Annotated in this window: 26 protein-coding genes and 1 pseudogene; 15 read left to right on the top strand and 12 right to left on the bottom strand. The window is 39.6% G+C overall.

Going from position 1 to position 23,662, the window contains the following annotated elements:
• Positions 1–107: 107 nt before the first annotated feature.
• From FGK98_RS05365 to FGK98_RS05330, 8 genes and pseudogenes are all read left to right on the top strand, one after another.
• Positions 108–1,061: a CPBP family intramembrane glutamic endopeptidase gene (locus FGK98_RS05365; RefSeq protein ID WP_138100373.1), complete on the top strand. Its 954-nt coding sequence runs from the start codon at positions 108–110 to the stop codon at positions 1,059–1,061.
• Positions 1,062–1,137: 76 nt separating this feature from the next.
• Positions 1,138–3,126 carry an excinuclease ABC subunit UvrB gene (gene uvrB / locus FGK98_RS05360; RefSeq protein ID WP_138100372.1) on the top strand — a complete coding sequence of 663 codons (1,989 nt, stop codon included), beginning with the start codon at positions 1,138–1,140 and terminating at the stop codon, positions 3,124–3,126.
• Positions 3,127–3,166: 40 nt separating this feature from the next.
• Entirely contained in the window at positions 3,167–4,204 is a 1,038-nt protein-coding gene (locus FGK98_RS05355; RefSeq protein WP_138100371.1) for an acyltransferase, read from the top strand.
• Between the two features lie 80 nt (positions 4,205–4,284).
• Positions 4,285–4,484, top strand: a pseudogene (locus FGK98_RS10260) (UvrB/UvrC motif-containing protein); the annotation flags it as partial.
• 14 nt (positions 4,485–4,498) lie between these two features.
• Complete coding sequence (locus FGK98_RS05345) at positions 4,499–5,125, top strand: NAD(P)H-dependent oxidoreductase (RefSeq protein WP_138100370.1); 627 nt, start codon at positions 4,499–4,501, stop codon at positions 5,123–5,125.
• 40 nt (positions 5,126–5,165) lie between these two features.
• Positions 5,166–6,029, top strand: coding sequence for a hypothetical protein (locus FGK98_RS05340; protein ID WP_138100369.1), 864 nt, complete (start codon positions 5,166–5,168; stop codon positions 6,027–6,029).
• A gap of 105 nt (positions 6,030–6,134) precedes the next feature.
• Positions 6,135–6,677, top strand: a complete 543-nt coding sequence (locus FGK98_RS05335; protein ID WP_138100368.1) for a hypothetical protein — start codon at positions 6,135–6,137, stop codon at positions 6,675–6,677.
• Positions 6,678–6,700: 23 nt separating this feature from the next.
• On the top strand, positions 6,701–7,168 hold the full coding sequence (locus FGK98_RS05330; protein ID WP_138100367.1) for an 8-oxo-dGTP diphosphatase: 468 nt from the start codon (positions 6,701–6,703) through the stop codon (positions 7,166–7,168).
• On the opposite strand, the gene FGK98_RS05325 is transcribed toward FGK98_RS05330, so the two are convergent.
• The 5 genes from FGK98_RS05325 to coaB all read right to left on the bottom strand — a co-directional run bounded on the left by FGK98_RS05325 (position 7,165) and on the right by coaB (position 10,260).
• A complete protein-coding gene (locus tag FGK98_RS05325) occupies positions 7,165–7,680 on the bottom strand; it encodes a transcription repressor NadR (RefSeq protein ID WP_138100366.1) in 516 nt (171 codons plus the stop codon). The genes FGK98_RS05330 and FGK98_RS05325 overlap by 4 nt on opposite strands.
• Positions 7,681–7,691: 11 nt before the next feature.
• Complete coding sequence (locus FGK98_RS05320) at positions 7,692–8,219, bottom strand: ECF transporter S component (protein WP_138100365.1); 528 nt, start codon at positions 8,217–8,219, stop codon at positions 7,692–7,694.
• A 241-nt stretch (positions 8,220–8,460) separates the two neighbouring features.
• A complete protein-coding gene (locus FGK98_RS05315) occupies positions 8,461–9,024 on the bottom strand; it encodes an ECF transporter S component (RefSeq protein ID WP_138100364.1) in 564 nt (187 codons plus the stop codon).
• Positions 9,008–9,559, bottom strand: coding sequence for a phosphopantothenoylcysteine decarboxylase (coaC, locus tag FGK98_RS05310; protein WP_138100363.1), 552 nt, complete (start codon positions 9,557–9,559; stop codon positions 9,008–9,010). The genes FGK98_RS05315 and coaC overlap by 17 nt, the downstream gene beginning before the upstream one ends.
• 11 nt (positions 9,560–9,570) lie before the next feature.
• Positions 9,571–10,260, bottom strand: a complete 690-nt coding sequence (gene coaB, locus FGK98_RS05305; protein ID WP_138100362.1) for a phosphopantothenate--cysteine ligase — start codon at positions 10,258–10,260, stop codon at positions 9,571–9,573.
• A gap of 229 nt (positions 10,261–10,489) precedes the next feature.
• On the opposite strand from coaB, the gene FGK98_RS05300 reads away from it, so the two are divergent.
• From FGK98_RS05300 to radC, 3 genes are all read left to right on the top strand, one after another.
• Complete coding sequence (locus FGK98_RS05300; protein ID WP_138100361.1) at positions 10,490–12,160, top strand: formate--tetrahydrofolate ligase; 1,671 nt, start codon at positions 10,490–10,492, stop codon at positions 12,158–12,160.
• Between the two features lie 202 nt (positions 12,161–12,362).
• Positions 12,363–14,654 (top strand): DNA helicase PcrA, encoded by a 2,292-nt coding sequence (pcrA, locus tag FGK98_RS05295; protein ID WP_138100360.1) that lies wholly within the window; start codon positions 12,363–12,365, stop codon positions 14,652–14,654.
• Positions 14,655–14,696: 42 nt separating this feature from the next.
• Positions 14,697–15,377, top strand: a complete 681-nt coding sequence (gene radC / locus FGK98_RS05290; protein ID WP_138100359.1) for a RadC family protein — start codon at positions 14,697–14,699, stop codon at positions 15,375–15,377.
• On the opposite strand, the gene FGK98_RS05285 is transcribed toward radC, so the two are convergent.
• From FGK98_RS05285 to FGK98_RS05255, 7 genes are all read right to left on the bottom strand, one after another.
• The gene (locus FGK98_RS05285; protein ID WP_138100358.1) at positions 15,374–16,063 is read right to left on the bottom strand and encodes a gamma-glutamyl-gamma-aminobutyrate hydrolase family protein; all 690 of its coding nucleotides are present in this window, start codon (positions 16,061–16,063) and stop codon (positions 15,374–15,376) included. The two genes, radC and FGK98_RS05285, sit on opposite strands and share 4 nt — an antisense overlap.
• A gap of 15 nt (positions 16,064–16,078) precedes the next feature.
• Positions 16,079–16,720, bottom strand: a complete 642-nt coding sequence (locus tag FGK98_RS05280) for a redox-sensing transcriptional repressor Rex (protein WP_138100357.1) — start codon at positions 16,718–16,720, stop codon at positions 16,079–16,081.
• Between the two features lie 88 nt (positions 16,721–16,808).
• On the bottom strand, positions 16,809–17,018 hold the full coding sequence (locus tag FGK98_RS05275; protein WP_138100356.1) for a DUF4649 family protein: 210 nt from the start codon (positions 17,016–17,018) through the stop codon (positions 16,809–16,811).
• A gap of 6 nt (positions 17,019–17,024) precedes the next feature.
• Positions 17,025–17,372, bottom strand: a complete 348-nt coding sequence (locus FGK98_RS05270) for a DUF1831 domain-containing protein (protein ID WP_138100355.1) — start codon at positions 17,370–17,372, stop codon at positions 17,025–17,027.
• A gap of 4 nt (positions 17,373–17,376) precedes the next feature.
• Positions 17,377–18,492: a cysteine desulfurase family protein gene (locus FGK98_RS05265; protein WP_138100354.1), complete on the bottom strand. Its 1,116-nt coding sequence runs from the start codon at positions 18,490–18,492 to the stop codon at positions 17,377–17,379.
• 9 nt (positions 18,493–18,501) lie between these two features.
• Positions 18,502–19,461 (bottom strand): ribose-phosphate diphosphokinase, encoded by a 960-nt coding sequence (locus tag FGK98_RS05260; RefSeq protein WP_138100353.1) that lies wholly within the window; start codon positions 19,459–19,461, stop codon positions 18,502–18,504.
• Positions 19,462–19,528: 67 nt separating this feature from the next.
• Entirely contained in the window at positions 19,529–20,098 is a 570-nt protein-coding gene (locus tag FGK98_RS05255; protein WP_138100352.1) for a CYTH domain-containing protein, read from the bottom strand.
• 129 nt (positions 20,099–20,227) lie between these two features.
• Here FGK98_RS05255 and FGK98_RS05250 point away from each other — a divergent pair, with 129 nt between their 5' ends.
• From FGK98_RS05250 to pta, 4 genes are read left to right on the top strand one after another with little or no spacing between them, the layout of a single operon-like run.
• Complete coding sequence (locus tag FGK98_RS05250) at positions 20,228–20,899, top strand: GTP pyrophosphokinase (protein ID WP_138100351.1); 672 nt, start codon at positions 20,228–20,230, stop codon at positions 20,897–20,899.
• Complete coding sequence (locus tag FGK98_RS05245) at positions 20,883–21,701, top strand: NAD kinase (protein WP_138100350.1); 819 nt, start codon at positions 20,883–20,885, stop codon at positions 21,699–21,701. Before FGK98_RS05250 ends, FGK98_RS05245 begins: the two co-directional genes overlap by 17 nt.
• Complete coding sequence (locus FGK98_RS05240) at positions 21,698–22,594, top strand: RluA family pseudouridine synthase (protein WP_138100349.1); 897 nt, start codon at positions 21,698–21,700, stop codon at positions 22,592–22,594. Before FGK98_RS05245 ends, FGK98_RS05240 begins: the two co-directional genes overlap by 4 nt.
• 42 nt (positions 22,595–22,636) lie before the next feature.
• Positions 22,637–23,611, top strand: a complete 975-nt coding sequence (gene pta / locus FGK98_RS05235) for a phosphate acetyltransferase (protein ID WP_000451594.1) — start codon at positions 22,637–22,639, stop codon at positions 23,609–23,611.
• The last annotated feature ends 51 nt before the right edge of the window (positions 23,612–23,662 follow it).

Below are 23,662 nucleotides of genomic sequence, written 5' to 3'. Positions count from 1 at the left end.
ATTTTTGTGTCAGAAAATATAACATCTATATTTTCTTTTCCTTCTTGAATTGCTACTATAAAATAATATAATAATAGTATGTAATAGAAGAAAGTGAGGGTAGCAACATGAAGAATAAAAGAATATTTAAAGACTTCCAATCTTCCCAAATGAGTTTAAATATTTACACAAGTCCTTTGTTAGCCTTTGTTTTTGTCTTTATAGGAGAGTTTGTTGCATATACTTTGTATGGTATTAGCTTGTTAGCTCTCATCGGACTTGCTAGAAATTTTGGAGAGGCTGGTCAAAATCTTGCAACTTACTTGCAAACCTTGCAGCAGAACTTGACGGATAAAACAAGTGACTTTCGTTTAATTTTAGCATTGCTGTCCTTTGGTTTTATTCTCAACACTGTGTTCAGATGGACTAAAAAAGTTGAGAAAAGATCTATTAGAACCTTGGGATTTTATAGAGAAAATTTCCTTAGCAGTCTTCTGAAAGGATTTGGCCTAGGTTTGGCACTTTTTCTTCTGACCTTGTTAGGTTTGGTGGTCTTGGGGCAATATCGTTTGGAATCCATTCGCTTGAATCCTTATTCGCTTACTTTTGTAGTCTTTACTATCCCATTCTGGATTTTACAGGGGACAGCAGAAGAAGTGGTGTCCCGTGCTTGGCTCCTTCCTCAATTGGCCTCAAGAACAAATCTAAAACTTGCTATTGTTATATCTAGCGTACTTTTTACCCTGCTTCATGCGGGGAATTCTGGTCTAACACCTCTATCTCTAGCGAATCTCTTCTTATTCGGAGTTACCATGGCTCTTTACCTTCTCAAAACCGATACTGTTTGGGGTGTTGCAGGTATTCATGGGGCTTGGAATTTTGCTCAAGGAAATCTATTTGGGATTTTAGTTAGTGGTCAACCATCAGGAACGTCTCTGATGACCTTTTTACCACAAGGCAATCAAGATTGGCTATCAGGTGGTTCTTTTGGTATAGAAGGTTCTATCATGACAAGTCTGGTTTTGTTATTGCTGATTGTCTATCTCGCTTATCAATTAAAGAAAGAAAATGAAAGGATGTGACTTAGGTCCGTCCTTTTCTTCGTGAAAATGCTACAAGTATGCTAAAATAGGAATAGCACATCGAGAGAGGATTCTTATGATCAATCGGATTACAGATAATCAATTTAAACTAGTATCAAAATACCAACCATCAGGAGATCAACCCCAAGCCATCGAGCAGCTGGTCGATAATATCGAAGGAGGGGAAAAAGCTCAAATCCTGATGGGTGCTACTGGGACAGGGAAAACCTATACCATGAGTCAGGTTATTTCCAAGGTCAATAAACCAACACTGGTCATTGCTCACAATAAGACTCTGGCGGGTCAGCTCTATGGAGAATTCAAGGAATTTTTCCCTGAAAATGCTGTTGAGTACTTCGTATCCTACTATGATTATTACCAGCCAGAAGCCTATGTTCCTTCTAGCGATACTTATATCGAGAAGGACAGTTCCGTCAATGATGAGATTGATAAGCTCCGTCACTCAGCGACTTCAGCCCTTCTGGAGCGTAATGATGTCATCGTTGTGGCTTCTGTCTCTTGTATCTATGGTTTAGGTTCGCCCAAGGAATACGCTGATAGCGTCGTAAGTTTGCGTCCAGGTCTTGAGATTTCTCGTGATAAACTCTTGAATGACTTGGTCGATATTCAGTTTGAACGTAATGATATTGATTTCCAACGGGGAAGATTTCGTGTGCGTGGGGATGTGGTAGAAATTTTCCCAGCTTCCCGTGATGAACACGCTTTTCGAGTAGAATTCTTCGGAGATGAGATTGACCGTATCCGTGAGGTTGAAGCCTTGACTGGTCAGGTATTGGGAGAAGTGGACCATCTGGCGATTTTCCCTGCCACTCACTTTGTGACCAATGATGATCACATGGAAGTTGCTATTGCCAAGATTCAGGCGGAGTTGGAGGAGCAGTTAGCTGTCTTTGAAAAGGAAGGCAAACTGCTAGAAGCCCAGCGTTTGAAACAGCGGACAGAGTATGATATTGAAATGCTGCGTGAGATGGGTTATACCAACGGTGTTGAGAACTACTCTCGTCACATGGATGGACGGAGCGAAGGAGAACCTCCTTATACATTGCTTGACTTCTTCCCAGATGATTTCTTAATCATGATTGACGAGAGCCACATGACCATGGGGCAGATCAAGGGCATGTACAATGGAGACCGTTCGCGTAAGGAAATGTTAGTAAATTATGGTTTCCGCTTGCCGTCTGCTTTGGATAATCGTCCCCTCCGTCGTGAAGAGTTTGAAAGTCATGTCCATCAGATTGTTTACGTTTCAGCGACACCAGGTGACTATGAAAATGAACAGACCGAGACAGTTATTGAACAAATCATTCGTCCAACGGGACTCTTGGATCCAGAAGTTGAAGTTCGTCCAACTATGGGACAGATTGATGACCTCCTAGGTGAAATTAATGCCCGTGTTGAAAAGAACGAACGTACCTTTATCACAACTTTGACCAAGAAAATGGCAGAGGATTTAACTGACTACTTCAAAGAAATGGGCATAAAAGTCAAGTATATGCACTCGGATATCAAGACCTTGGAACGGACGGAGATTATCCGTGACCTACGCTTGGGTGTCTTTGATGTTTTGGTCGGAATCAACCTCCTCCGTGAAGGGATTGACGTTCCTGAAGTAAGCTTGGTTGCCATTCTCGATGCTGACAAGGAAGGTTTTCTTCGCAATGAACGCGGACTTATTCAGACCATTGGACGTGCTGCTCGTAATAGCGAAGGGCATGTGATTATGTATGCTGACACAGTTACCCAGTCTATGCAACGTGCTATTGATGAGACGGCCCGCCGTCGCAAAATCCAGATGGCTTATAATGAGGAGCATGGTATCGTTCCACAAACTATTAAAAAAGAAATCCGTGATCTGATTGCTGTGACCAAGGCAGTTGCTAAGGAAGAGGACAAGGAAGTTGATATCAACAGCCTCAACAAACAAGAGCGTAAAGAACTAGTCAAGAAACTAGAAAAACAAATGCAAGAAGCTGTCGAAGTACTTGACTTTGAACTAGCAGCTCAGATTCGTGATATGATGCTGGAAGTGAAGGCGTTAAACTGAAAAAAATATAAAGAAATAGAAATATATAGAAAGACTTAATATGACAGCAAAAAAAACAAAACACATAGGCATTGAATGTTGTAGAATTTTAGCTATGTTGATGATTTGCAATTTACATGTTTTGGGTATGGGAGGAATTTTGGAGAAAGTTGATAGTCAAAAAGATTTTTACTATATTTTTGCCAATTTTTTAGAAGCTTTCTCATATTCAGCTGTAAATATTTATATTTTAATCAGTGGGTATGTCGGTCTTTATTCACAATTTAGTTATAAAAAAATGTTTAGTTTTTGGGTACAGATTATTTTCTATACTATTTCAATTACTTCTGTATTTGCTATTTTTTCAAAATCATCTGTCAACTTAAGTGATTGGTTTTCAGCTTTAACTCCAATAAGTCATGGACAGTATTGGTATATGAGTTGTTATTTTGGTTTAGTCTTAATAGCACCCTTTTTGAATCAAGCAGTGCTGACATTGAAAAAAGAACAATTGCTTCCAATTGTTAGTGGAGCATTTATATACTTTTCTGTCATACCCACAGTATTTAAACAAGATTTTCTGGGCTTGTGGGGTGGATATAGTGTATTATGGATGATCCTCTTGTACACTTTAGGAGCAATAATTAGAAAATCAAATTACGAAAGTCGTTTTCAAATACGTAATGTTAGTGGATTCATTTTATTTCTAACGAGTTTAACTTTTATATTGTGCTGGCTTGGTTTTGAACAGTGGAGAAGTTATATTTCTCCTACGGTCACACTGCAAGGAATAGCAATATTTTTACTCTTCTTGAATATTAAAAATCTTCCCTTAACTTTTAAGAAACTAGTTCTTTTAGTATCTCCACTAACTTTGGGGGTTTATCTGTTTCATGTACATCCTCTTATTTTTAGAAGGATTATACCAACCATCCATACTTTAGTTGAAGAACAAGAATTTTCTATGTTTGTCATTATTATTCTAGTTATGACACTGGCCCTGTTTTTTTCTGGTGCTATCATTGAGTATTTTAGAAATAAATTAATGGCGTATATTCTTACTTTAATCAAGAGTTTTAAAAATCTTAAACAGACTTAAAACTTTATTGTCTTATTAAAAATAGGAGCAAGAGGCACTAAAATATACACTGTATTGAGAACTTAAGGTTTACTGAGATTATACGTGACCTTATTGCCGTGACCAAGGCAGTTTCCAAAGAAGAGGACAAGGAAGTCGATATCAATAACCTCAAAAACTAAAGCATAAAGAACTCGTCAAGAAACTGGAAAAACAAATGCAAGAAGCCGTCGAAGTGCTTGATTTTAAACTAGCAACTCAGATACGTGGTATGATGCTAGAAGTCAAAGTGTTGGATTAGATAGGAGAAAATGAATGAAAATTTTAGTCATCAACGGACATCCTGACAAGGAAAGTTTCTGTCAAGAAATTTTTCGAACGATTGTAGGAAATATTAACTCAAATCGCCATGAGCTTGAATCTATTAACCTAAATGAGATAGATTTTGATCCTGTATTACGATATGGTTATCGAAAACGTATGGAAGAGGACTCTTTCATACTTCGCTCTAAGGAATTAATCCAGTGGGCAGATCATTTTATTTTTGTTTATCCAATTTGGTGGAGTAGTATGCCTAGTTTATTGAAGGGTTGGATTGATCGTGTTTTCACGCCAGGAATTGCATACTCTGCAAATAACCAAGGAAGTTTTATTTGGAACTACTTAAGGGGTCAGCAGTTTAAAAAGTTACTAAAAGGAAAAACAGCCAGTATTTACGCAACATCCATGGCACCAACATGGTGGTACAAAGTATTTTCAGGTTCTATCAATATTCCAGACAGTTATGGAATATCAGTATTAAAGAATGCTATCCTGAATCATTGTGGTATCAAAACAAAGAAAGTTTCAATTTTAGGCGAGTTAGGGCGTGAGGTGAATACAAATTCTACAAGACAAAAATATCTGCAAAAAGTAGCTGAGGAAGTCAAGGCGTTGGATTAGTGAAATAAATTTAAATATGTTTATCTAGGAGAAGCTAGTAATGAAAAAATGGTTACTGTTAATTTTCTTCATTGTAAATATTGTCCCTTTATTCTTTATTCTACGTTTTGCCTTCCTTATCTTTACAACAACTTATGATATTTTTCTTGAAGCAAATCAAGCGGAAGTAGAGACAGCAGTAAGAAGAACCCTTGATTTGTATGGTTTTAAAGGAGATATGAAGGTTACGAAGTTTTCTAGAGATAAATGGACTTCTGAAAAATACAAAATTGAATACGATTATAGTGAAGAGGTTGATGGAAGTAGAGTAACTGTGAGACATGCCTTATTTTATCGTCCAAAGTCCTCGAAATACAATCCCCAAAAGACTGATGAAGAACTAGCCTATGATGGGACTACGAAAACCATGTTACAAGAATTTTCAGACATGGCTCATAAACTACTTAACCAGCATCCTGTCAGTGTTTCTAATAAAGAGAAGGTAGAGAGTTTTTTTAAGCAATATGAAAATCCCAATCTAGAATATGTGAATAGTTACTGGAGTATCGATACTGAATATGAAAATATCCAAGACTATTATGCTCTCATTGAAAAGAACCGTAAGGAAGGGAAAGCTTTTCAAGGTTTATATGATCTCCCTATTGATGAATTCTTAGAAAAAGAAATGATTAAAGGATACGTCATCTATCGCGACATTGTTTTAGAAGAAGGGACAAAGGATTATTTTGATGGCAAGGGCGGTCTGAAAGAGTTTATAAAGAATGGAATAGATAATGCAGAGCTACCAGATGCCCTTTATTCTGTTTCTTACTACTATGGTGCTAAAGGATATCGTTCAGGTAGTAGTGTTTCTTTAAAGGTTCAAAACCATAAGATGCTCTATTATGGAAGTAATTTTAACTAAAAATTTTATATGTAATAATTTGTGTTAAAATAATAGACGAGATAATTTAAAAGTGATAGATATTAGTCATTAGTTAGTAGTTTGAATTTAAAGGAGAAATAAATAGTGAAAAATTCGAGTACCTTTAACAAGCTTATGTATACTGTCCTATACTCCTTACTAATAGCATTTGTTACTGTTCATGTCATATTATGGTCATTTGGTTTATCATTTACTCCGATTATTTGGAATATTTGGCTCTTTCTTCTAATTTTTACTCTATTTATTCGCTTTTTGAGATCCTTTGCAATTCTTGATCTTCTATTTGGGATATTTGGACTACAATTTATTCCCATAGCGTGGAATACAGGTCTTTTTGTTCCAATTATCCTCTCTATTTCGCATATTTTTATTTACTTTTTAAAGGGGAAATATCGCTTCCTTGAAGGAGTGCGCAGTGCGATTTGTGGTTTTTATATCTGGTTATTTGTAATTGTCGTTTTCGCCTTTATTCCAAATCCTCCTGTTCCAATCACGATTGATTATGAAGTTAGGGAACAAGAAATTGTCATTAAAAAAGGATATTTGCTTCATGAAGTATACTATTATCATGAGTTGATTAATCCCTTTATCATGAAATCTGATAGTAAGTTTGAAAAAGTCATATAACAAATTAGAAAGCGAGTAAATTTATGTCCCGTTCCCAATTAACGATTTTAACAAATATTTGTCTGATTGAAGACATTGAAACCAAGCGTGTAGTTATGCAATATCGGTCTCCTGAAGAGAATCGCTGGTCTGGTTATGCCTTTCCTGGAGGCCATGTAGAAAATGGAGAGTCTTTCGCAGAGTCTGTCATTCGTGAAATCTATGAAGAAACAGGGTTGACTATCCAAAATCCTCAACTGGTCGGCATTAAAAATTGGCCATTAGATACTGGTGAGCGCTATATCGTCTTTTGCTACAAGGCGACAGAGTTTTCTGGTACTCTTCGCTCTTCAGATGAAGGGGAAGTTTCTTGGGTGCAAAAAGACCAGATTCCAAACTTGGATCTGGCCTATGATATGTTACCTTTGATGGAAATGATGGAAGCACCTGATAAGTCGGAATTTTTCTACCGTCGCCGTACAGAAGACGGATGGGAGAAAGAAACCTTTTAGTCTTTTACTAAATAACCAAGCTGATCCAAGGCCTCCTCGATATAGTGGAGGTCTTGTTGTGTTTCGGCTTCAACAAGGTGGTAATGGATGCCATCTGTCAATTCGGAAAGGGGTCTAAAGTCAGACTTCTCTACTTGCTCCAGAAAATGCTGAACATCTCGACGACAGGTAAGTTTGAGTAGGGTCTCAATTTCTCCATAAACTGGATGGTCAATCAAAGTATTCTGAACACGGCCACCATTATCTACAATAGCTAGAAGTTCTTGACCGATTTCTTCCATCTCATGTTTGACCTTAAATAGTTTGTGAACGTAAGGACTGGCATTATTTTCTTTGTAGATATAGCCACGATTGGTGGATAGGATAGGAGCACCGTCAGCTCTCAAGATAGCAATGTCTTGGACGATAATTTGGCGTGTGACATGAAAGTGCTCGGCTAAGGTTTGACCATTGAGGGCTTTTGGTGACTCTTTTAATAGTTTGAGAAGGTCTTGTTTGCGATCTTTTGTCATAGTTTTTCCTTTTAGCGACGTTTTCGAAGCACTTTAAAGACAGCTAGTGCTAATGTATAGTCTACCATACTATGGATAATTGTACCAAATCCAACTAGGACAAAGAGGACATAAAACATATTTTCAACGTTTGTCCCTGAAGTGGCATAAAAAATGATACATGCTAACACTTCAGCAATGGCATGGACAAGTCCCAAAACAAAGTTGAAAATCCAAGACGCCTTTGGTTTATCCAAGGTTTCTGGGAATTTTTTTAAGTAAAATGCTCCCAAAGTACCAAAGAAAATATGTGAAAAAGCACGTAGGACGATAACCATAGGATAACCTGCCATCAGAAAACCTAAGCTAGAAGCAATAATCACGAAAACAGCCATCAAAGGTGATAAGAACATGGCGATAAAGATGGCGATATGACTTCCCAAGGTGTAAGAAGCGGGCGGAATGACGATTTTAAAAGGCATAATGATCGGAATCAAAATTGCAATTGCTGTGAGTAGAGCAGTCATGGTCATAAACTGCGTTTTTTTTCGTATATCCATAAGAACCTCCATTTATCTGTATATACAAAAGTATAGTACAATAAATAGTCAGACAAGTCAAGAATTTATTTTGATTTTATTGGAAATTTTCAAAAGTATAGATAGTAGATTCAAAGGATTTTCATATATTTTCAAAATTTTGAACTAATGACTCCTTGTAAATAAGTATTTATAAGTAGAAGACGAATCTTTACTGGTGAAAACTAAAACTCCACCTTCAAGGCTGAAAGTGGAATTATGCTTATTTCTTCAAGGTTTGTAATCGTGGGACAATTGCTACTGTTAGAACTGCAGAGATGACGAGTTCAGCAATTGAGTTGGTTGAAATAACGGTTGCTAAGAGTTTTTGGATATTGCCGTCGAAGACATTTCCAAAAAGGAAGAAGATACCTCCAAGTACAAAGACTGTATTTGTAAGTGAACCGAGAGCTCCGGCAATGATGAGACCCGTTCTGTTTTTCAATAATTTATAAACTAAATAAGGTGTCAGACCAATCAAAATACGTGGTAGGATGGCAATCATTGCTGAATAGATGTTTCCGTTTGGTACAAAAGGTGAGAATAGATAGCTTGTTGGAAGGATTGTAATCGTGTTAACCGTCAAGCTGAGTAGCCCCATCAAGAAACCGAGTGTAACACCAACGCGCGGACCGTAAATAATACTTGCAATAATAACAGGAACATGCACGATAGTTGGTTTAATTGGGAATGGGAATAGATTAAATAAGAGAGAGCTCAGAAAGTGAATGACCAACATGGTCGCAAAAAAGATAGCAATCGGAGCAATGTTAGAGCGTTTGTTCATAGAGGGTTTCCTTTATTCTTTCTAAAATAATATCCAAGTCTGCCAGGGCACCTTTTCCGTAATCGCCACAAGCTAGTATAGATTCCTTTGGAGAGATAATCTGATAACCATAAGTCTTTAATGTTTTTAGATTAGTCTGAGTTGCCGGATGGTCATACATCTTTGTATTCATTGCTGGTGCAAGGAGTTTAGGAACGTGATGTGGTAGGGCAAGAGCCGTACTGGTCACCATGTTATCCGCAAAACCGTGCGCAAGTTTTGCAATGGTATTAGCAGTAGCGGGGACAACGATAAAAAGGTCGGTTTCTTTGCCTCTTTCGATATGATTGACTTGATCAGGATAGGGTTCCTGCATAACATCAAGGTGGACTGGATTCTGTGAGAGTACCTGTAGTGTCAACGGCTGGATAAACTCTCTTGCCGCCTCGGTCATTAAGACAGTGACATCATGGCCTTGTTTTTTTAAAGAACTGACTAAATCAGCTGCTTTATAGGAGGCTATGGAACCTGTCACTGCTATCAGAATGTTTGCCATGGTTTTCCTTTCTATGAATCGTATGCATGAATTTTCTCAAGGAGAAGTTCTGCAATTTCTTCTTTGGTTTGAACGGTTTGAAGACGATCTTTCTCAACAAAGATTGCCTTATGCTGATGTGCTGAGATTTGAGTGAGGTCATTTGCGATGATCAGGTCAGCTTGGTTCTTGATAAGATTCTTTCTAGCAATCTCTATGAGATAATCCTCAGTAACATCAACCAATAGTTTGAAACCAATCAAATGTATGGTAGGATTCCATTTCTTGACTAGAGAGATGATTTTGGGTGTTTTTTTCAAAAATAAAACCTGCACCTCGTCAGTTGAAGAAATCTTAGCTTGATGATTATGCTTGTTTAAAAATTCTTCCAGATTAGAACTCGCCTCAACTTCTGCCAGCCCTGTCATATAAACAGGAGTGTAGTCAGAAACTGCCATAGAATGAATCAAGATCTGATAATTTTGAACACGCTCTTTCATCTCTAAAAGAAGATCATTCGTATTTTTGATTTCTAGAATGGTTAGATGGGGATGAGGTTCTGGCTTAAGAGCACTAGGAGTAGTAATCAGACAAACCTCGTGACCAGCAGCAAGTAGAGTTTCTGTGATGATTTTCCCCAATCGGCCAGTAGAATGGTTTGTGATAGAGCGGACGCTATCGATTGCTTCACTTGTACCGCCTGACGTAACTAAAATTTTCATAGGACTATTGTACACAAAAATAAACGGTAAGTAAAATGAAAGCGATAAATTTTTTCTAAAACGAAGGAATATTATAGTTTTAAACTATAAAAGCATATAAAATTTTAAAAAGAGCTATTATATCCCCTAAAATATTGATATTTACGAACATTAGCAAGCCTAATGGCTGTTAAAAATCTTATTTTATGTTATAATGAATTATCACATTATGAGGTTAGAGGAGTTTGCTATGAAAACAGATATTGAAATCGCACAGAGTATTGAGTTAAAGCCAATCGTGGATGTTGTGGAGAAACTTGGGATTTCTTATGATGATTTGGAGTTGTACGGAAAGTACAAGGCTAAGCTCAGTTTTGATAAAATTCGTGCGGCTGAGAACAATCCAGTTGGAAAATTGATCTTGGTTACTGCCATTAATCCAACACCAGCTGGTGAAGGGAAGTCAACTATTACCATTGGTCTGGCAGATGCCTTAAACAAAATCGGCAAGAAAACTATGATTGCTATCCGCGAACCTTCTCTTGGTCCTGTAATGGGGATTAAGGGTGGTGCCGCTGGTGGTGGTTATGCTCAAGTTCTTCCAATGGAAGACATCAATCTCCACTTTACTGGAGACATGCATGCCATTACGACTGCCAACAATGCGCTTTCTGCCTTGATTGACAATCACTTGCACCAAGGAAATGAGCTGGGAATTGACCAACGTCGTATCCTCTGGAAGCGTGTAGTGGACTTGAACGACCGTGCTCTTCGCCATGTGACTGTTGGTCTTGGCGGTCCTCTAAATGGTATTCCACGTGAGGATGGATTTGATATTACAGTTGCTTCCGAAATCATGGCTATTCTTTGCTTGGCAACGGATATCGAAGACTTGAAACGTCGTTTGGCCAATATCGTTATTGGATACCGCTATGACCGTACACCTGTTTCTGTAGGTGATTTGCAGGTTGAAGGTGCTTTGGCTCTGATCTTGAAGGATGCTATTAAACCAAACCTTGTTCAGACAATCTACGGTACACCTGCCTTTGTACATGGTGGTCCATTTGCCAATATCGCTCATGGATGTAACTCTGTTTTGGCGACAAGCACAGCCCTTCGCTTGGCTGATTATACTGTTACTGAAGCTGGTTTTGGTGCAGACCTCGGTGCTGAGAAATTCCTTGATATCAAGACACCAAACTTGCCAACTTCTCCAGATGCGGTAGTCATCGTCGCAACCCTTCGTGCCCTCAAGATGAACGGTGGCGTTGCTAAAGATGCTTTGACGGAAGAAAACGTAGAAGCAGTTCGTGCAGGTTTTGCTAACTTAAAACGCCACGTTGAAAATATCCGTAAATTTGGAGTACCTGCAGTTGTCGCGATTAACGAATTTGTCTCTGATACAGAAGCTGAAATCTCAGCCTTGAAGGAACTATGTGCCTCAATCGATGTGCCAGTTGAACTAGCAAGTGTCTGGGCCAATGGCGCAGAAGGTGGCGTAGCCCTTGCTGAAACGGTTGTGAAGACTATTGTTGAAAATCCATCCAACTATACTCGCCTATATGACAACGACCTTTCTGTCCAAGAAAAGATTGAAAAGATTGTCACTGAAATCTATCGCGGTACAAAAGTCAACTTTGAGAAGAAAGCCCAAACGCAAATCGCTCAGATTGTTCAAAATGGTTGGGATAAATTGCCAATCTGTATGGCTAAAACTCAGTATAGTTTCTCAGACAATCCAAATGCACTTGGAGCACCTGAAAACTTTGAAATTACCATTCGTGAATTGGTACCAAAATTAGGTGCAGGCTTTATCGTTGCCTTAACTGGTGATGTCATGACCATGCCTGGACTTCCAAAAAGACCAGCCGCTCTCAATATGGATGTTGAAAGTGATGGAACTGTCCTAGGATTGTTCTAATATTTAGATGATATTAAAAGGGTTTGGAAATATTTTCCAAGCTCTTTTTCATGTTAAAAAATAACCTCAACTTCATTTGACAAATACATGTTTTGCAAGCTTTAATGAAAAATTTGCTTGTCAAAGTGGTCTCTGTAAAGTTTCTATTTTCCCTGATTTTTGATATAATAAAAATATTGACTTCAAGAGTAAGGAAGAGAAAATGAACGCATTATTGAATGGAATGAATGACCGTCAGGCTGAGGCGGTGCAAACGACAGAAGGTCCCTTGTTAATCATGGCGGGGGCTGGTTCTGGGAAGACTCGTGTTTTAACTCACAGAATCGCCTACTTGATTGATGAAAAGATGGTCAATCCTTGGAATATCTTGGCCATTACCTTTACCAATAAGGCTGCGCGTGAGATGAAAGAGCGTGCTTATGGTCTCAATCCAGCTACTCAGGACTGTCTGATTGCGACTTTCCACTCCATGTGTGTTCGTATCCTGCGTCGTGATGCAGATCATATTGGCTACAATCGTAATTTCACCATTGTAGATCCTGGTGAACAACGAACCCTTATGAAACGCATTCTCAAGCAGTTGAACTTGGATCCGAAAAAATGGAATGAACGGACAATCTTGGGTTCCATTTCCAATGCCAAGAATGACTTGATTGATGATGTGGCTTATGCTGCTCAAGCTGGTGATATGTACACTCAAATCGTGGCTCAATGTTACACAGCCTATCAGAAAGAGCTTCGTCAGTCTGAGTCCGTTGACTTTGATGATTTGATTATGTTGACCCTGCGTCTCTTTGATAAAAATCCTGATGTCTTGACCTACTACCAGCAGAAGTTCCAGTACATTCACGTTGATGAGTACCAAGATACCAACCATGCCCAGTACCAACTGGTCAAACTCTTGGCATCTCGCTTTAAAAATATCTGTGTAGTTGGGGATGCAGACCAGTCTATCTACGGTTGGCGCGGTGCTGATATGCAGAATATCTTGGATTTCGAAAAAGATTACCCTCAAGCCAAGGTTGTTTTACTAGAAGAAAATTACCGTTCAACCAAAACTATTCTCCAAGCCGCCAATGATGTTATTAAAAACAATACAAATCGTCGTCCTAAGAATCTCTGGACTCAGAATGCTGATGGGGAGCAGATTATTTACTATCGTGCAAATGACGAACAAGATGAGGCTGTTTTTGTAGCCAAAACCATTGATGAACTCGGTCGCAGTCAAAACTTCCTTCACAAAGACTTTGCAGTTCTTTATCGGACTAATGCGCAATCACGTACTATTGAGGAGGCCCTCCTTAAGTCCAATATTCCTTATACTATGGTCGGCGGAACCAAGTTCTACAGCCGTAAGGAAATTCGTGACATTATCGCCTACCTCAACCTCATTGCTAATCTGAGTGACAATATCAGTTTTGAGCGCATTATCAATGAACCAAAACGTGGAATTGGGCCAGGAACGGTTGAGAAAATCCGTGATTTTGCGAATATGCAGGACATGTCCATGCTAGATGCTTCAGCCAATATCATGTTATCTGGCATCAAAGGGAAAGCAGCCCAGTCTATCTGGGATTTTGCCAATACGATACTTGATTTACGGGAGCAACTGGACCAATTAACTATTACAGAGTTGGTTGAAGCGGTTCTTGAAAAAACAGCTTATGTCCATATTCTTAATGCCCAAGCAACCTTGGAAAGCAAGGCTCGGGTAGAAAATATCGAAGAGTTCTTATCTGTTACTAAGAATTTTGATGACAATCCTGAAAGTCAAGAAGAGGAAACTGGCTTGGATAAACTCAGTCGTTTTTTGAATGACTTGGCCTTGATTGCAGACACGGATTCTGGTAGTCAGGAGACATCTGAAGTAACTTTGATGACACTCCATGCAGCTAAAGGACTGGAGTTTCCGGTTGTCTTTATCATCGGAATGGAGGAAAACGTCTTTCCACTTAGTCGAGCAGCTGAGGATCCTGATGAACTGGAAGAAGAACGCCGTTTGGCCTATGTAGGTATCACGCGCGCTGAAAAAATCCTCTATCTGACCAATGCCAACTCTCGCTTACTTTTCGGTCGTACCAACTATAATCGTCCAACACGTTTCATCAATGAAATTAGCTCGGAATTGCTTGAGTATCAAGGTTTGGCTCGACCAGCTAATACCAGTTTCAAGGCTTCTTATAACAGTGGTGAGATTACTTTCGGTCAAGGAATGAGTTTGGCTCAGGCGCTTCAAGACCGTAAACGCAAGGCTGCACCAAGCTCTATCCAGTCAAGTGGACTCCCATTTGGTCAATTTGCAGCTGGCGCAAAATCAGCGTCTAGCGAGACAAATTGGTCTATTGGGGATATTGCTCTTCACAAGAAGTGGGGAGAGGGAACGGTCCTTGAGGTCTCAGGTAGTGGCGATACTCAGGAACTGAAAATCAATTTCCCAGAAGTTGGTCTGAAAAAACTCCTAGCAAGCGTAGCCCCAATTGAGAAAAAAATCTAATTATCCATCCTTCTCACGAATAATATAGTGAGGAGGATTTTTATGTATAGTATTTCATTCCAAGAAGATTCACTTTTACCTAGAGAAAGACTGGTTAAAGAAGGAGTAGAGGCACTGAGCAATCAAGAATTGCTAGCTATATTACTCAGAACCGGAACACGTCAGGCCAATGTTTTTGAAATTTCCCAGAAAGTCTTGAACAGTTTGACCAGTTTAACTGATTTGAAAAAAATGACCCTGCAGGAATTGCAGAGTCTATCTGGTATTGGACGTATCAAAGCCATTGAACTACAAGCAGTGATTGAATTGGGGCATCGCATTCACAAGCATGAAACCCTTGAGATGGAAAGTATTCTCAGCAGTCAAAAGCTAGCTAAAAAAATGCAACAGGAACTTGGTGATAAAAAACAAGAGCACCTAGTGGCGCTCTATCTTAATACTCAAAATCAAATCATTCATCAGCAGACCATATTTATCGGATCCGCGACACGCAGTATTGCTGAACCAAGGGAAATCCTTCACTATGCCATCAAGCATATGGCGACTTCTGTTATTTTAGTCCACAATCATCCATCAGGCGCTGTAGCACCTAGCCGAAATGATGATCATGTAACCAAGTTAGTCAAGGAAGCCTGTGAACTAATGGGACTGGTGTTTCTGGATCATCTGATTGTCTCGCACTCCGATTACTTTAGTTACCGTGAAAAGACAGATCTGATTTAGAGTTCGTTTACGACATAGTCAAATAGTGTTTTATCCTTGGGACGATTTTCAAATAGAAATTCTGGATGCCATTGGACGCCGAGAAATGGGATGTCATCTGTCGTTGTGACTGCCTCGATGATCTTATCCTTGGGATCGTAGGCCACCACCTTTAAATTGGGAGCTAGGTCCTTGATGCTTTGATGGTGGAAGGAGTTAATATGAGAGATTTCTCCGTAGATTTCTCGGAGAACGGTATCCGGTTCAGTAGCGAGGCGTTGGGTAGTGTATTCGGCTGAACAATCCTGCCAGTGGTCTTCGATATCTTGATGAAGCGTGCCTCCCATGGCAACATTAAAAAGCTGAGTACCACGACAAACAGAAAAGATTGGCTTTTTCTGTTTGATTGCTTCCCTAATCAGAGCTAATTCAAACTGATCTCTTTGAAGATGGTAGTCATCGCTGTCAATTGTTTTCGGCTGGCCATAGAATTTTGGGTCGACATTTTGCCCACCAGTTAGGATGAGTTTATCAATCATTTCTATATAGTGGCTAGCCATTTCTTGATCACCAATCGGTAGGATGATGGGAATTCCGCCAGCGTCCTTGACTCCTTCAACAAAGCCTTTTGCAGCATAGCTCATCATGATGTCATCATCTGGATGAGCTTTTTCATTTCCTGTAATCCCAATAACTGGTTTATTCATAAATGTTTTCGCTTTCTAATCCTCTTTTCGCATAAAATAGAGGAGAGTCTGGAGTTCACTTGTCAAATCGACGTACTGAACGACCACGTCTTTTGGAAGGTGTAGGTGAACAGGGGAAAAACTGAGAATACCTTTTATACCTGCATCGACCAAAAGATTGGCGACTTCTTGTGATTTAACACTTGGAACAGTTAGGATAGCAGTTTTAACATCTGCTTCTTTGATTTTTTCTTTAATCTGAGATATACCATAGATGGGAATCCCGTCAGCAGTCTGAGTACCGACTTCAGGATGATCATCCAGGTCAAAGGCCATGATAATCTTCATCTTGTTGCGCTCGTGGAAGCGGTAGTGGAGAAGGGCATGTCCCATATTCCCAATACCAACCAACATAACATTGGTGATGGAGTTATCATTTAGGAGGTCAGCAAAAAACGACATGAGTTTTTTGACATCATAACCAAATCCACGTCTTCCTAGTTCACCAAAGTAGGAAAAATCACGACGGACGGTCGCAGAATCGATACCGATAGCCTCTGCAATTTGTTTAGAGTTGGCACGTTCGATTTTTTCTGCATGAAATCTCTTGAAAATTCGATAGTAAAGAGAGAGTCTTTTTGCTGTTGCTTTTGGAATAGCAGACTGTTTTTCTTTCACAAAGTCACAACCTTTCTATTCTTCTATTTTATAGAAACATTGTGAAAAAATCAACAAAAATAAGAAAAAACTAAGAAAATTCTTAGTTTTAGTCTGAAAAGTTAGTTTGTGATAGAAAACGATAGAGATCTCCGACTAATCCTTGGTAGATTACCTTATCATCAAGGGTTAGTGAGGTGACCAAAAATGTATCAGGTATGGTCACGCATCCTGATAGGGCTAGCATGAGCTCTTCGTAATCGGCAAATTCAAGTGTGCGTTCTACTTGATAACTATCTTTATATGTGAGACAATACATAGCAAACTATCTTTCTTCTTTTGTGAAGATTCCACGTTCTACAAGGCTATCCATGAGGAAGTAGAATTTTTCTTGGTGGATATGGTGTTCTTCAGATTTAAAAATATTCACCAACCGAAGACCAGATTTGTCAGTGATGTTAATCTTAACACCTGAGAGGTCTTTATTGATGATGATTTTTAGTTTGAAACCTTCACCACTGTTGGGTACTTTCTCAAGTAGACGAGTCAGTTCGTAGTTTCCGACTTTTGTTTCAAAGAAAGTATTGTCTTTCAGTGTGAACTTTTTAACAGTTGGACTAAGTGTATAGTCGTAGCGGCAGTTTTGTAGTTTAATGGTTTTTTCGAATGCCATTAGGTTAATCTCCAATAATATTTTTTAAAGTTTGTGCCAGTTGTTTCAGTTCTTCCTCGGTATTAAGAGGAGAAAGACTGATACGGACAGACTCTTTTAAACGATGGGAATCGGACCCATAGAAAGCTTCGAGTACATGACTGGTCTGTACAATACCAGCAGTACAGGCTGAACCAGTTGAGATTGAAATTCCTTCTAGGTCTAACCGAAGCAAAAGCAAATCATTTTTTTGACCAGGAAAACCGATATTGAAAACATAAGGCAGTTGATCTTGACCTTCATTGAGATAGAAGTCGAGTTCCGCAATCTCATCAAGAAAAGCAGTTTTTAATCCCTCTAGTTTTTGGTAATGCTTAGCCTGATGATCCAAGTCTTCTTTGAGGGCAGCAACCATACCGACGATGGCAGCAAGGTTTTCTGTTCCAGCCCGTTTCTTTTGTTCTTGGTCCCCACCGTGAAGATAGGAATCAAAGTCCATAGACGAAGCGTAAAGAAAACCAATTCCTTTTGGTCCATGGAATTTATGAGCAGAAGCGCTAAGGAAATCAATTCCTAATTCTTCTGGATGGATAGGGATTTTCCCGATAGCTTGAACAGCATCAACATGATAAGCAGTAGGATGGTCTTTTAAAATATGTCCAATTTCAGCGATAGGTAAGAGACTGCCCGTTTCATTATTAGCATACATGGTGGAAACGAGTATGGTATCGTCACGTAAGGCTTCTTGAATCTGCCCCGCTGTAATCTCTTGATTTACTGGTTGGACGATTGTCGCTTCAAAGCCAAAATGTTGAACTAGGTAATCGATAGTCTCAAGCACGGAATGGTGTTCAATAGCTGTCGTGATGATATGTTTTCCACGTTTTTGATGACGGAGACAATAGCCAATGATGGCTGTATTGTTACTTTCTGTACCGCCAGATGTGAAAAAGATTCGTTGTGTCTTGGTTCCAAGTAAGTGAGCCAACTCCTGACGGGCTTCACGGAGCAGTTTGCCAGCATGGCGACCATGACTGTGAATACTAGAAGGATTACCATGAGTTTCTTGCATGACCTTAGTCATTTCTGCGATAGCTACTGCTGACATTGGAGTAGTGGCAGCATTGTCCAAATAAATCAAAGAATCACCTTATTCCTTTTTATTATATGCAAAGAGTGGGCTAACTGGTTTTCTTTCGTGGATACGGACGATGGCATCACCAATCAATTCGCTAGCGGTGATATAACATACATTTTCCGGAGTTCTTTCTTTTGTGGCTACTGAGTCTGTCACAAGGATTTCTTTTATGTTAGTAGCATCAAGAAGGTCAGCAGCGCCTTCTACAAAGAGACCATGACTGGATACCGCATAGATTTCAGTTGCACCTTCACGCTCAACGATTTTGGCTGCTTCTGAGAAAGTACGCCCAGTATTTAGGATATCATCAATCAAGATGGCCTTCTTGCCTTCGACATCACCGATGATATAACCTTGGCTACGCTCTGAATCGTCTTGAGCATAGTCGATGATTGCGATTGGTGCATCTAAATATTCAGCTAAGCTGCGGGCACGTTTGACACCAGAATTTTTTGGACTAACAACAACGACATCTGATCCCAGCAACCCTTTATCGCTGTAGTGTTTAGCAAAGAGAGGAATTGTATAGAGGTTATCTACTGGAATGTCAAAGAAACCTTGAACCTGAACAGCGTGCAAATCAAGAGTTAGAACACGGCTTACACCAGCCTTGACAAGCATATTGGCAACCAGTTTTGCAGTGAGGGGTTCGCGAGAAGAAGCGATACGATCCTGACGAGCATAACCAAAGTAAGGAAGGACAACGTTGATACTATGAGCACTTGCACGTACACAAGCATCAACCATGATTAATAACTCCATCAAGTGGTTGCTGACGGGGTAGCTGGTTGATTGGATGATGTAGACATCGTAACCACGGACACTCTCTTCAATGTTGACCTGGATTTCACCATCAGAAAATTGGCGAGAAGATAATTTTCCGAGAGGTACCCCAACCGTTTCTGCGATTTTTTGTGCAATTTCATGATTGGAATTAAGTGCAAAAAGTTTCATGTTGTTTCTATCTGACATTATAGACCGTCCTCTGTAAACTCTAAATATTTTATCTCCATTATTTTACCAGAAAATGGAGATTATTTCAGTAATTTTTCATGCTTTTAATAAAACGAATTAATTTTGAAGGAGCTTTTTGATAAGTGATACTATTTTCTGAAAGAAATTGCTGAAAATCTCGTTTTCCTTTCTCGTGATCAGTGACCTCTAGCTCCAGTTCGTAGTCTGTATGATCAAAGTAGTGACTTTCATCTAGTGCCATTAGACCAATCGACGTTTCCATTTCGTAACGAATAGTTGCAAGACAACCCAGAACAAACCAGTCTTGGCTTAGAATACCAATCTTAGCAAGTTCCTCTAGAACGAGTCCTTGAGGAAGTATTTGTTTTTCTAGGTAAGATTCAGCCTCTGGAAGATTCAGTTTCTGATTGTATTCCATATTTCCTACAGTTCGAGGCACTTTCAAGGTCAACTCCGCCCAATTTGAAAAGGTGCGAATGCGCATGGCAACCTTTTTTTCACGCAATTGAAAATCAGGTGTATCAATGTAGTAGTTTTTCTGAAGGACGGGTTGGATATGGGAAAACTGTTCTTTTAAATGATCGTAATCCTCTTTTTTCAGTAGTGTTTTCAGTTCAATTTCTAAATGTTTCATTTTTCTAACCTTTTTTTTTATCTTTGAAAGCGATTTATGGTATAATGGACAATGTATTTATTGTATATGATTGTAGTGAAAAAATCAAAAATTTTCAACAACACGATCACATACCAAAAGGGAGAAAATATGACCATAGAATGGGAAGAATTTTTAGATCCTTACATTCAAGCTGTTGGTGAATTGAAGATTAAACTTCGTGGGATTCGCAAACAATATCGTAAACAAAACAAGCACTCTCCGATTGAGTTTGTTACTGGACGGGTGAAGCCGATCGAAAGTACTAAGGAAAAAATGAATCGCAGAGGGATTGGCTACGATACTTTGGAACATGACTTGCAGGATATCGCGGGTTTGCGGGTCATGGTGCAGTTCGTCGATGATGTTCAGGAAGTTGTTGCGATTTTACGCAAACGCCATGATATGAGAGTCGTTCAGGAACGAGATTATATCACTCATCGGAAGGCTTCGGGTTATCGTTCTTATCACGTGGTTGTCGAATACACGGTTGATACGATCAACGGGGCTAAGACGATTTTGGCTGAAATTCAAATCCGGACTTTAGCCATGAATTTTTGGGCTACGATTGAGCATTCGCTCAATTATAAGTATCAGGGGGATTTCCCAGAGGAGATCAAAAAAAGGCTGGAAATTACTGCCAAAATTGCTCATCAACTAGATGAAGAAATGGGTAAGATTCGAGATGACATTCAGGAAGCGCAGGCGCTCTTTGATCCTTTGAGTAGAAAACTAAACGATGGTGTAGGAAATAGTGACGATACAGATGAAGAATACAGGTAAACGAATTGATCTGATTGCAAATAGAAAACCGCAGAGTCAGAAAGTTTTACATAAACTGAGGGAAAAACTCAAAAAACATCATTTTATACTCAACGACACCAATCCTGACATCGTCATATCAATTGGTGGGGATGGGATGCTTTTGTCTGCCTTTCACAAGTACGAGAATCAGTTAGACAAGGTTCGATTTATTGGCGTACATACAGGACACTTGGGATTCTACACGGATTACCGCGACTTTGAGCTGGACCAGTTGGTTACCAATCTCCAACTGGATACTGGTGCCAAGGTTTCCTATCCTGTTTTGAATGTCAAGGTGACACTTGAAAACGGAGAAGTTAAGACCTTCCGTGCATTAAACGAAGCCAGCATCCGACGATCAGACCGTACCATGGTTGCAGATATCATCATTAACCACGTTCCATTCGAGCGCTTTCGTGGAGATGGTGTGACTGTTTCAACCCCGACTGGAAGCACTGCTTATAACAAGTCCTTGGGGGGAGCTGTTTTACACCCCACTATTGAAGCCTTGCAACTGACTGAAATTGCGAGTCTCAACAACCGAGTTTATCGAACACTTGGTTCTTCGATAATCGTTCCGAAGAAAGATAAAATAGAGCTTTTACCGACTCGTAATGACTATCACACGCTATCGGTTGACAATAGTATCTATTCTTTCCGAAATATAGAACGGATTGAGTACCAAATCGACCATCACAAGATACACTTCGTAGCGACACCAAGTCATACTAGTTTCTGGAATCGTGTCAAAGATGCCTTCATCGGCGAGGTGGACGAATGAGGTTTGAATTTATCGCAGATGAACATGTCAAAGTCAAAACCTTTCTTAAGAAACACGAGGTTTCTAAAGGACTTTTGGCTAAGATAAAGTTTCGAGGTGGGGCTATTTTGGTCAACGACCAACCTCAAAATGCGACTTATCTCTTAGATGTTGGAGACAGGGTTACCATTGATATTCCAGCAGAGGAAGGGTTTGAGAGCCTTGAAGCTATTGATCGACCACTAGATATCTTGTATGAGGATGACCATTTTCTGGTTTTGAATAAGCCTTATGGAGTAGCCTCTATTCCTAGTGTTAATCATTCTAATACCATTGCCAATTTTATCAAGGGTTACTATGTCAAGCGGGAATATGAAAACCAGCAGGTTCATATCGTGACCAGACTGGATCGAGATACATCAGGTTTGATGCTCTTTGCTAAGCACGGTTATGCTCATGCACGATTAGACAAGCAACTGCAACGAAAGTCTATCGAAAAAAGGTATTTTGCTTTGGTTAAAGGAGCTGGTGTTTTGGATCCTGAAGGGGAAATTATTGCCCCGATTGCGCGTGATGTGGACTCCATTATCACGAGACGGGTCGCCAAAGGTGGGAAATACGCTCATACATCTTATAAAGTTGTAGCGTCTTATGGAAAAATTCACCTAGTCGATATTCGCCTGCATACTGGTCGAACTCATCAGATCCGAGTGCATTTTTCTCATATTGGCTTCCCCTTGTTGGGAGATGATCTCTATGGTGGTAGCCTAGAAGATGGCATTCAACGCCAGGCCCTGCATTGCCATTCCTTATCATTTTATCATCCCTTCTTAGGGCGTCAGCTGGAGCTGGAGAGCCCTTTGCCAGATGATTTTAACAATCTTATTATTCAGTTATCAACTAATACTCTTTAAAATCTATTTTGAGTATAATTAATTATCTTAAAGGAGAAACTCATGGAAGTTTTTGAAAGTCTGAAAGCCAGTTTAGTTGGCAAAAATGCTCGTATTGTTCTACCTGAAGGAGAAGAGCCTCGTATCCTTCAAGCGACAAAACGCTTGGTAAAAGAAACAGAAGTTGTTCCTGTTTTACTTGGAAATCCTGCAAAAATTAAAATTTATCTTGAAATCGAAGGGATCATGGATGGTTATGAAGTGATTGACCCACAACACTATCCTCAATTTGAAGATATGGTGGTTGCACTTGTAGAACGTCGTAAAGGAAAAATGTCAGAAGAAGAAGCGCGCCAGGTCTTGCTAAAAGATGTTAACTACTTTGGTGTTATGCTTGTCTATATGGGCTTGGTAGATGGAATGGTATCGGGTGCCACTCATTCAACCGCTGCAACTGTTCGTCCAGCACTTCAAATCATTAAAACACGACCAAATGTTACACGGACATCAGGTGCCTTTCTTATGGTACGTGGTACAGAACGTTACTTGTTTGGTGACTGTGCCCTCAACATCAATCCAGATGCGGAAGCTTTGGCTGAAATTGCTATCAACTCAGCGATTACTGCAAAAATGTTTGGAATTGAACCCAAAATCGCTATGTTGAGTTATTCTACAAAAGGCTCTGGTTTTGGTGATAGTGTTGACAAGGTGGTTGAAGCAACTAAACTGGCACATGACTTACGTCCTGACCTTGAGATTGATGGAGAATTGCAATTTGACGCAGCCTTTGTCCCAGAAACGGCAGCCCTAAAAGCTCCAGGAAGCAATGTAGCAGGTCAAGCAAATGTCTTCATTTTCCCAGGTATCGAAGCAGGTAATATTGGTTATAAGATAGCTGAACGTCTAGGTGGTTTTGCGGCTGTCGGTCCCGTTTTACAAGGATTGAATAAACCAGTCAACGATCTATCACGTGGATGTAACCCAGATGATGTTTACAAATTGACTCTCATCACAGCAGCTCAGGCGATCAATCAATAAAGAAATGGAGTCTCTTCCTCTCGTAGAAGAGGCTTTTTTAGCACAAAGAAA

This window comes from Streptococcus australis (assembly GCF_901543175.1).
Taxonomy (GTDB): domain Bacteria; phylum Bacillota; class Bacilli; order Lactobacillales; family Streptococcaceae; genus Streptococcus; species Streptococcus australis_A.
Note: the sequence above shows the minus strand (reverse complement) of the source record. Positions and strands in the feature narration are given on the sequence as shown.

Coding starts and splice junctions, on each gene's coding strand:
- FGK98_RS05320 (WP_138100365.1), bottom strand. CDS start 8,219: ATGGATATACGAAAAAAAACGCAGTTTATGACCATGACTGCTCTACTC.
- FGK98_RS05260 (WP_138100353.1), bottom strand. CDS start 19,461: ATGTCAGATAGAAACAACATGAAACTTTTTGCACTTAATTCCAATCAT.
- FGK98_RS05245 (WP_138100350.1), top strand. CDS start 20,883: ATGAAGAATACAGGTAAACGAATTGATCTGATTGCAAATAGAAAACCG.
- coaB (WP_138100362.1), bottom strand. CDS start 10,260: ATGAAAATTTTAGTTACGTCAGGCGGTACAAGTGAAGCAATCGATAGC.
- FGK98_RS05240 (WP_138100349.1), top strand. CDS start 21,698: ATGAGGTTTGAATTTATCGCAGATGAACATGTCAAAGTCAAAACCTTT.
- FGK98_RS05270 (WP_138100355.1), bottom strand. CDS start 17,372: ATGGCATTCGAAAAAACCATTAAACTACAAAACTGCCGCTACGACTAT.
- FGK98_RS05340 (WP_138100369.1), top strand. CDS start 5,166: ATGAAAAAATGGTTACTGTTAATTTTCTTCATTGTAAATATTGTCCCT.
- FGK98_RS05300 (WP_138100361.1), top strand. CDS start 10,490: ATGAAAACAGATATTGAAATCGCACAGAGTATTGAGTTAAAGCCAATC.
- FGK98_RS05355 (WP_138100371.1), top strand. CDS start 3,167: ATGACAGCAAAAAAAACAAAACACATAGGCATTGAATGTTGTAGAATT.
- pta (WP_000451594.1), top strand. CDS start 22,637: ATGGAAGTTTTTGAAAGTCTGAAAGCCAGTTTAGTTGGCAAAAATGCT.
- FGK98_RS05275 (WP_138100356.1), bottom strand. CDS start 17,018: ATGTATTGTCTCACATATAAAGATAGTTATCAAGTAGAACGCACACTT.
- FGK98_RS05365 (WP_138100373.1), top strand. CDS start 108: ATGAAGAATAAAAGAATATTTAAAGACTTCCAATCTTCCCAAATGAGT.
- FGK98_RS05250 (WP_138100351.1), top strand. CDS start 20,228: ATGACCATAGAATGGGAAGAATTTTTAGATCCTTACATTCAAGCTGTT.
- FGK98_RS05325 (WP_138100366.1), bottom strand. CDS start 7,680: ATGACAAAAGATCGCAAACAAGACCTTCTCAAACTATTAAAAGAGTCA.
- FGK98_RS05285 (WP_138100358.1), bottom strand. CDS start 16,063: ATGAATAAACCAGTTATTGGGATTACAGGAAATGAAAAAGCTCATCCA.
- radC (WP_138100359.1), top strand. CDS start 14,697: ATGTATAGTATTTCATTCCAAGAAGATTCACTTTTACCTAGAGAAAGA.
- FGK98_RS05330 (WP_138100367.1), top strand. CDS start 6,701: ATGTCCCGTTCCCAATTAACGATTTTAACAAATATTTGTCTGATTGAA.
- FGK98_RS05255 (WP_138100352.1), bottom strand. CDS start 20,098: ATGAAACATTTAGAAATTGAACTGAAAACACTACTGAAAAAAGAGGAT.
- coaC (WP_138100363.1), bottom strand. CDS start 9,559: ATGGCAAACATTCTGATAGCAGTGACAGGTTCCATAGCCTCCTATAAA.
- pcrA (WP_138100360.1), top strand. CDS start 12,363: ATGAACGCATTATTGAATGGAATGAATGACCGTCAGGCTGAGGCGGTG.
- FGK98_RS05345 (WP_138100370.1), top strand. CDS start 4,499: ATGAAAATTTTAGTCATCAACGGACATCCTGACAAGGAAAGTTTCTGT.
- uvrB (WP_138100372.1), top strand. CDS start 1,138: ATGATCAATCGGATTACAGATAATCAATTTAAACTAGTATCAAAATAC.
- FGK98_RS05315 (WP_138100364.1), bottom strand. CDS start 9,024: ATGAACAAACGCTCTAACATTGCTCCGATTGCTATCTTTTTTGCGACC.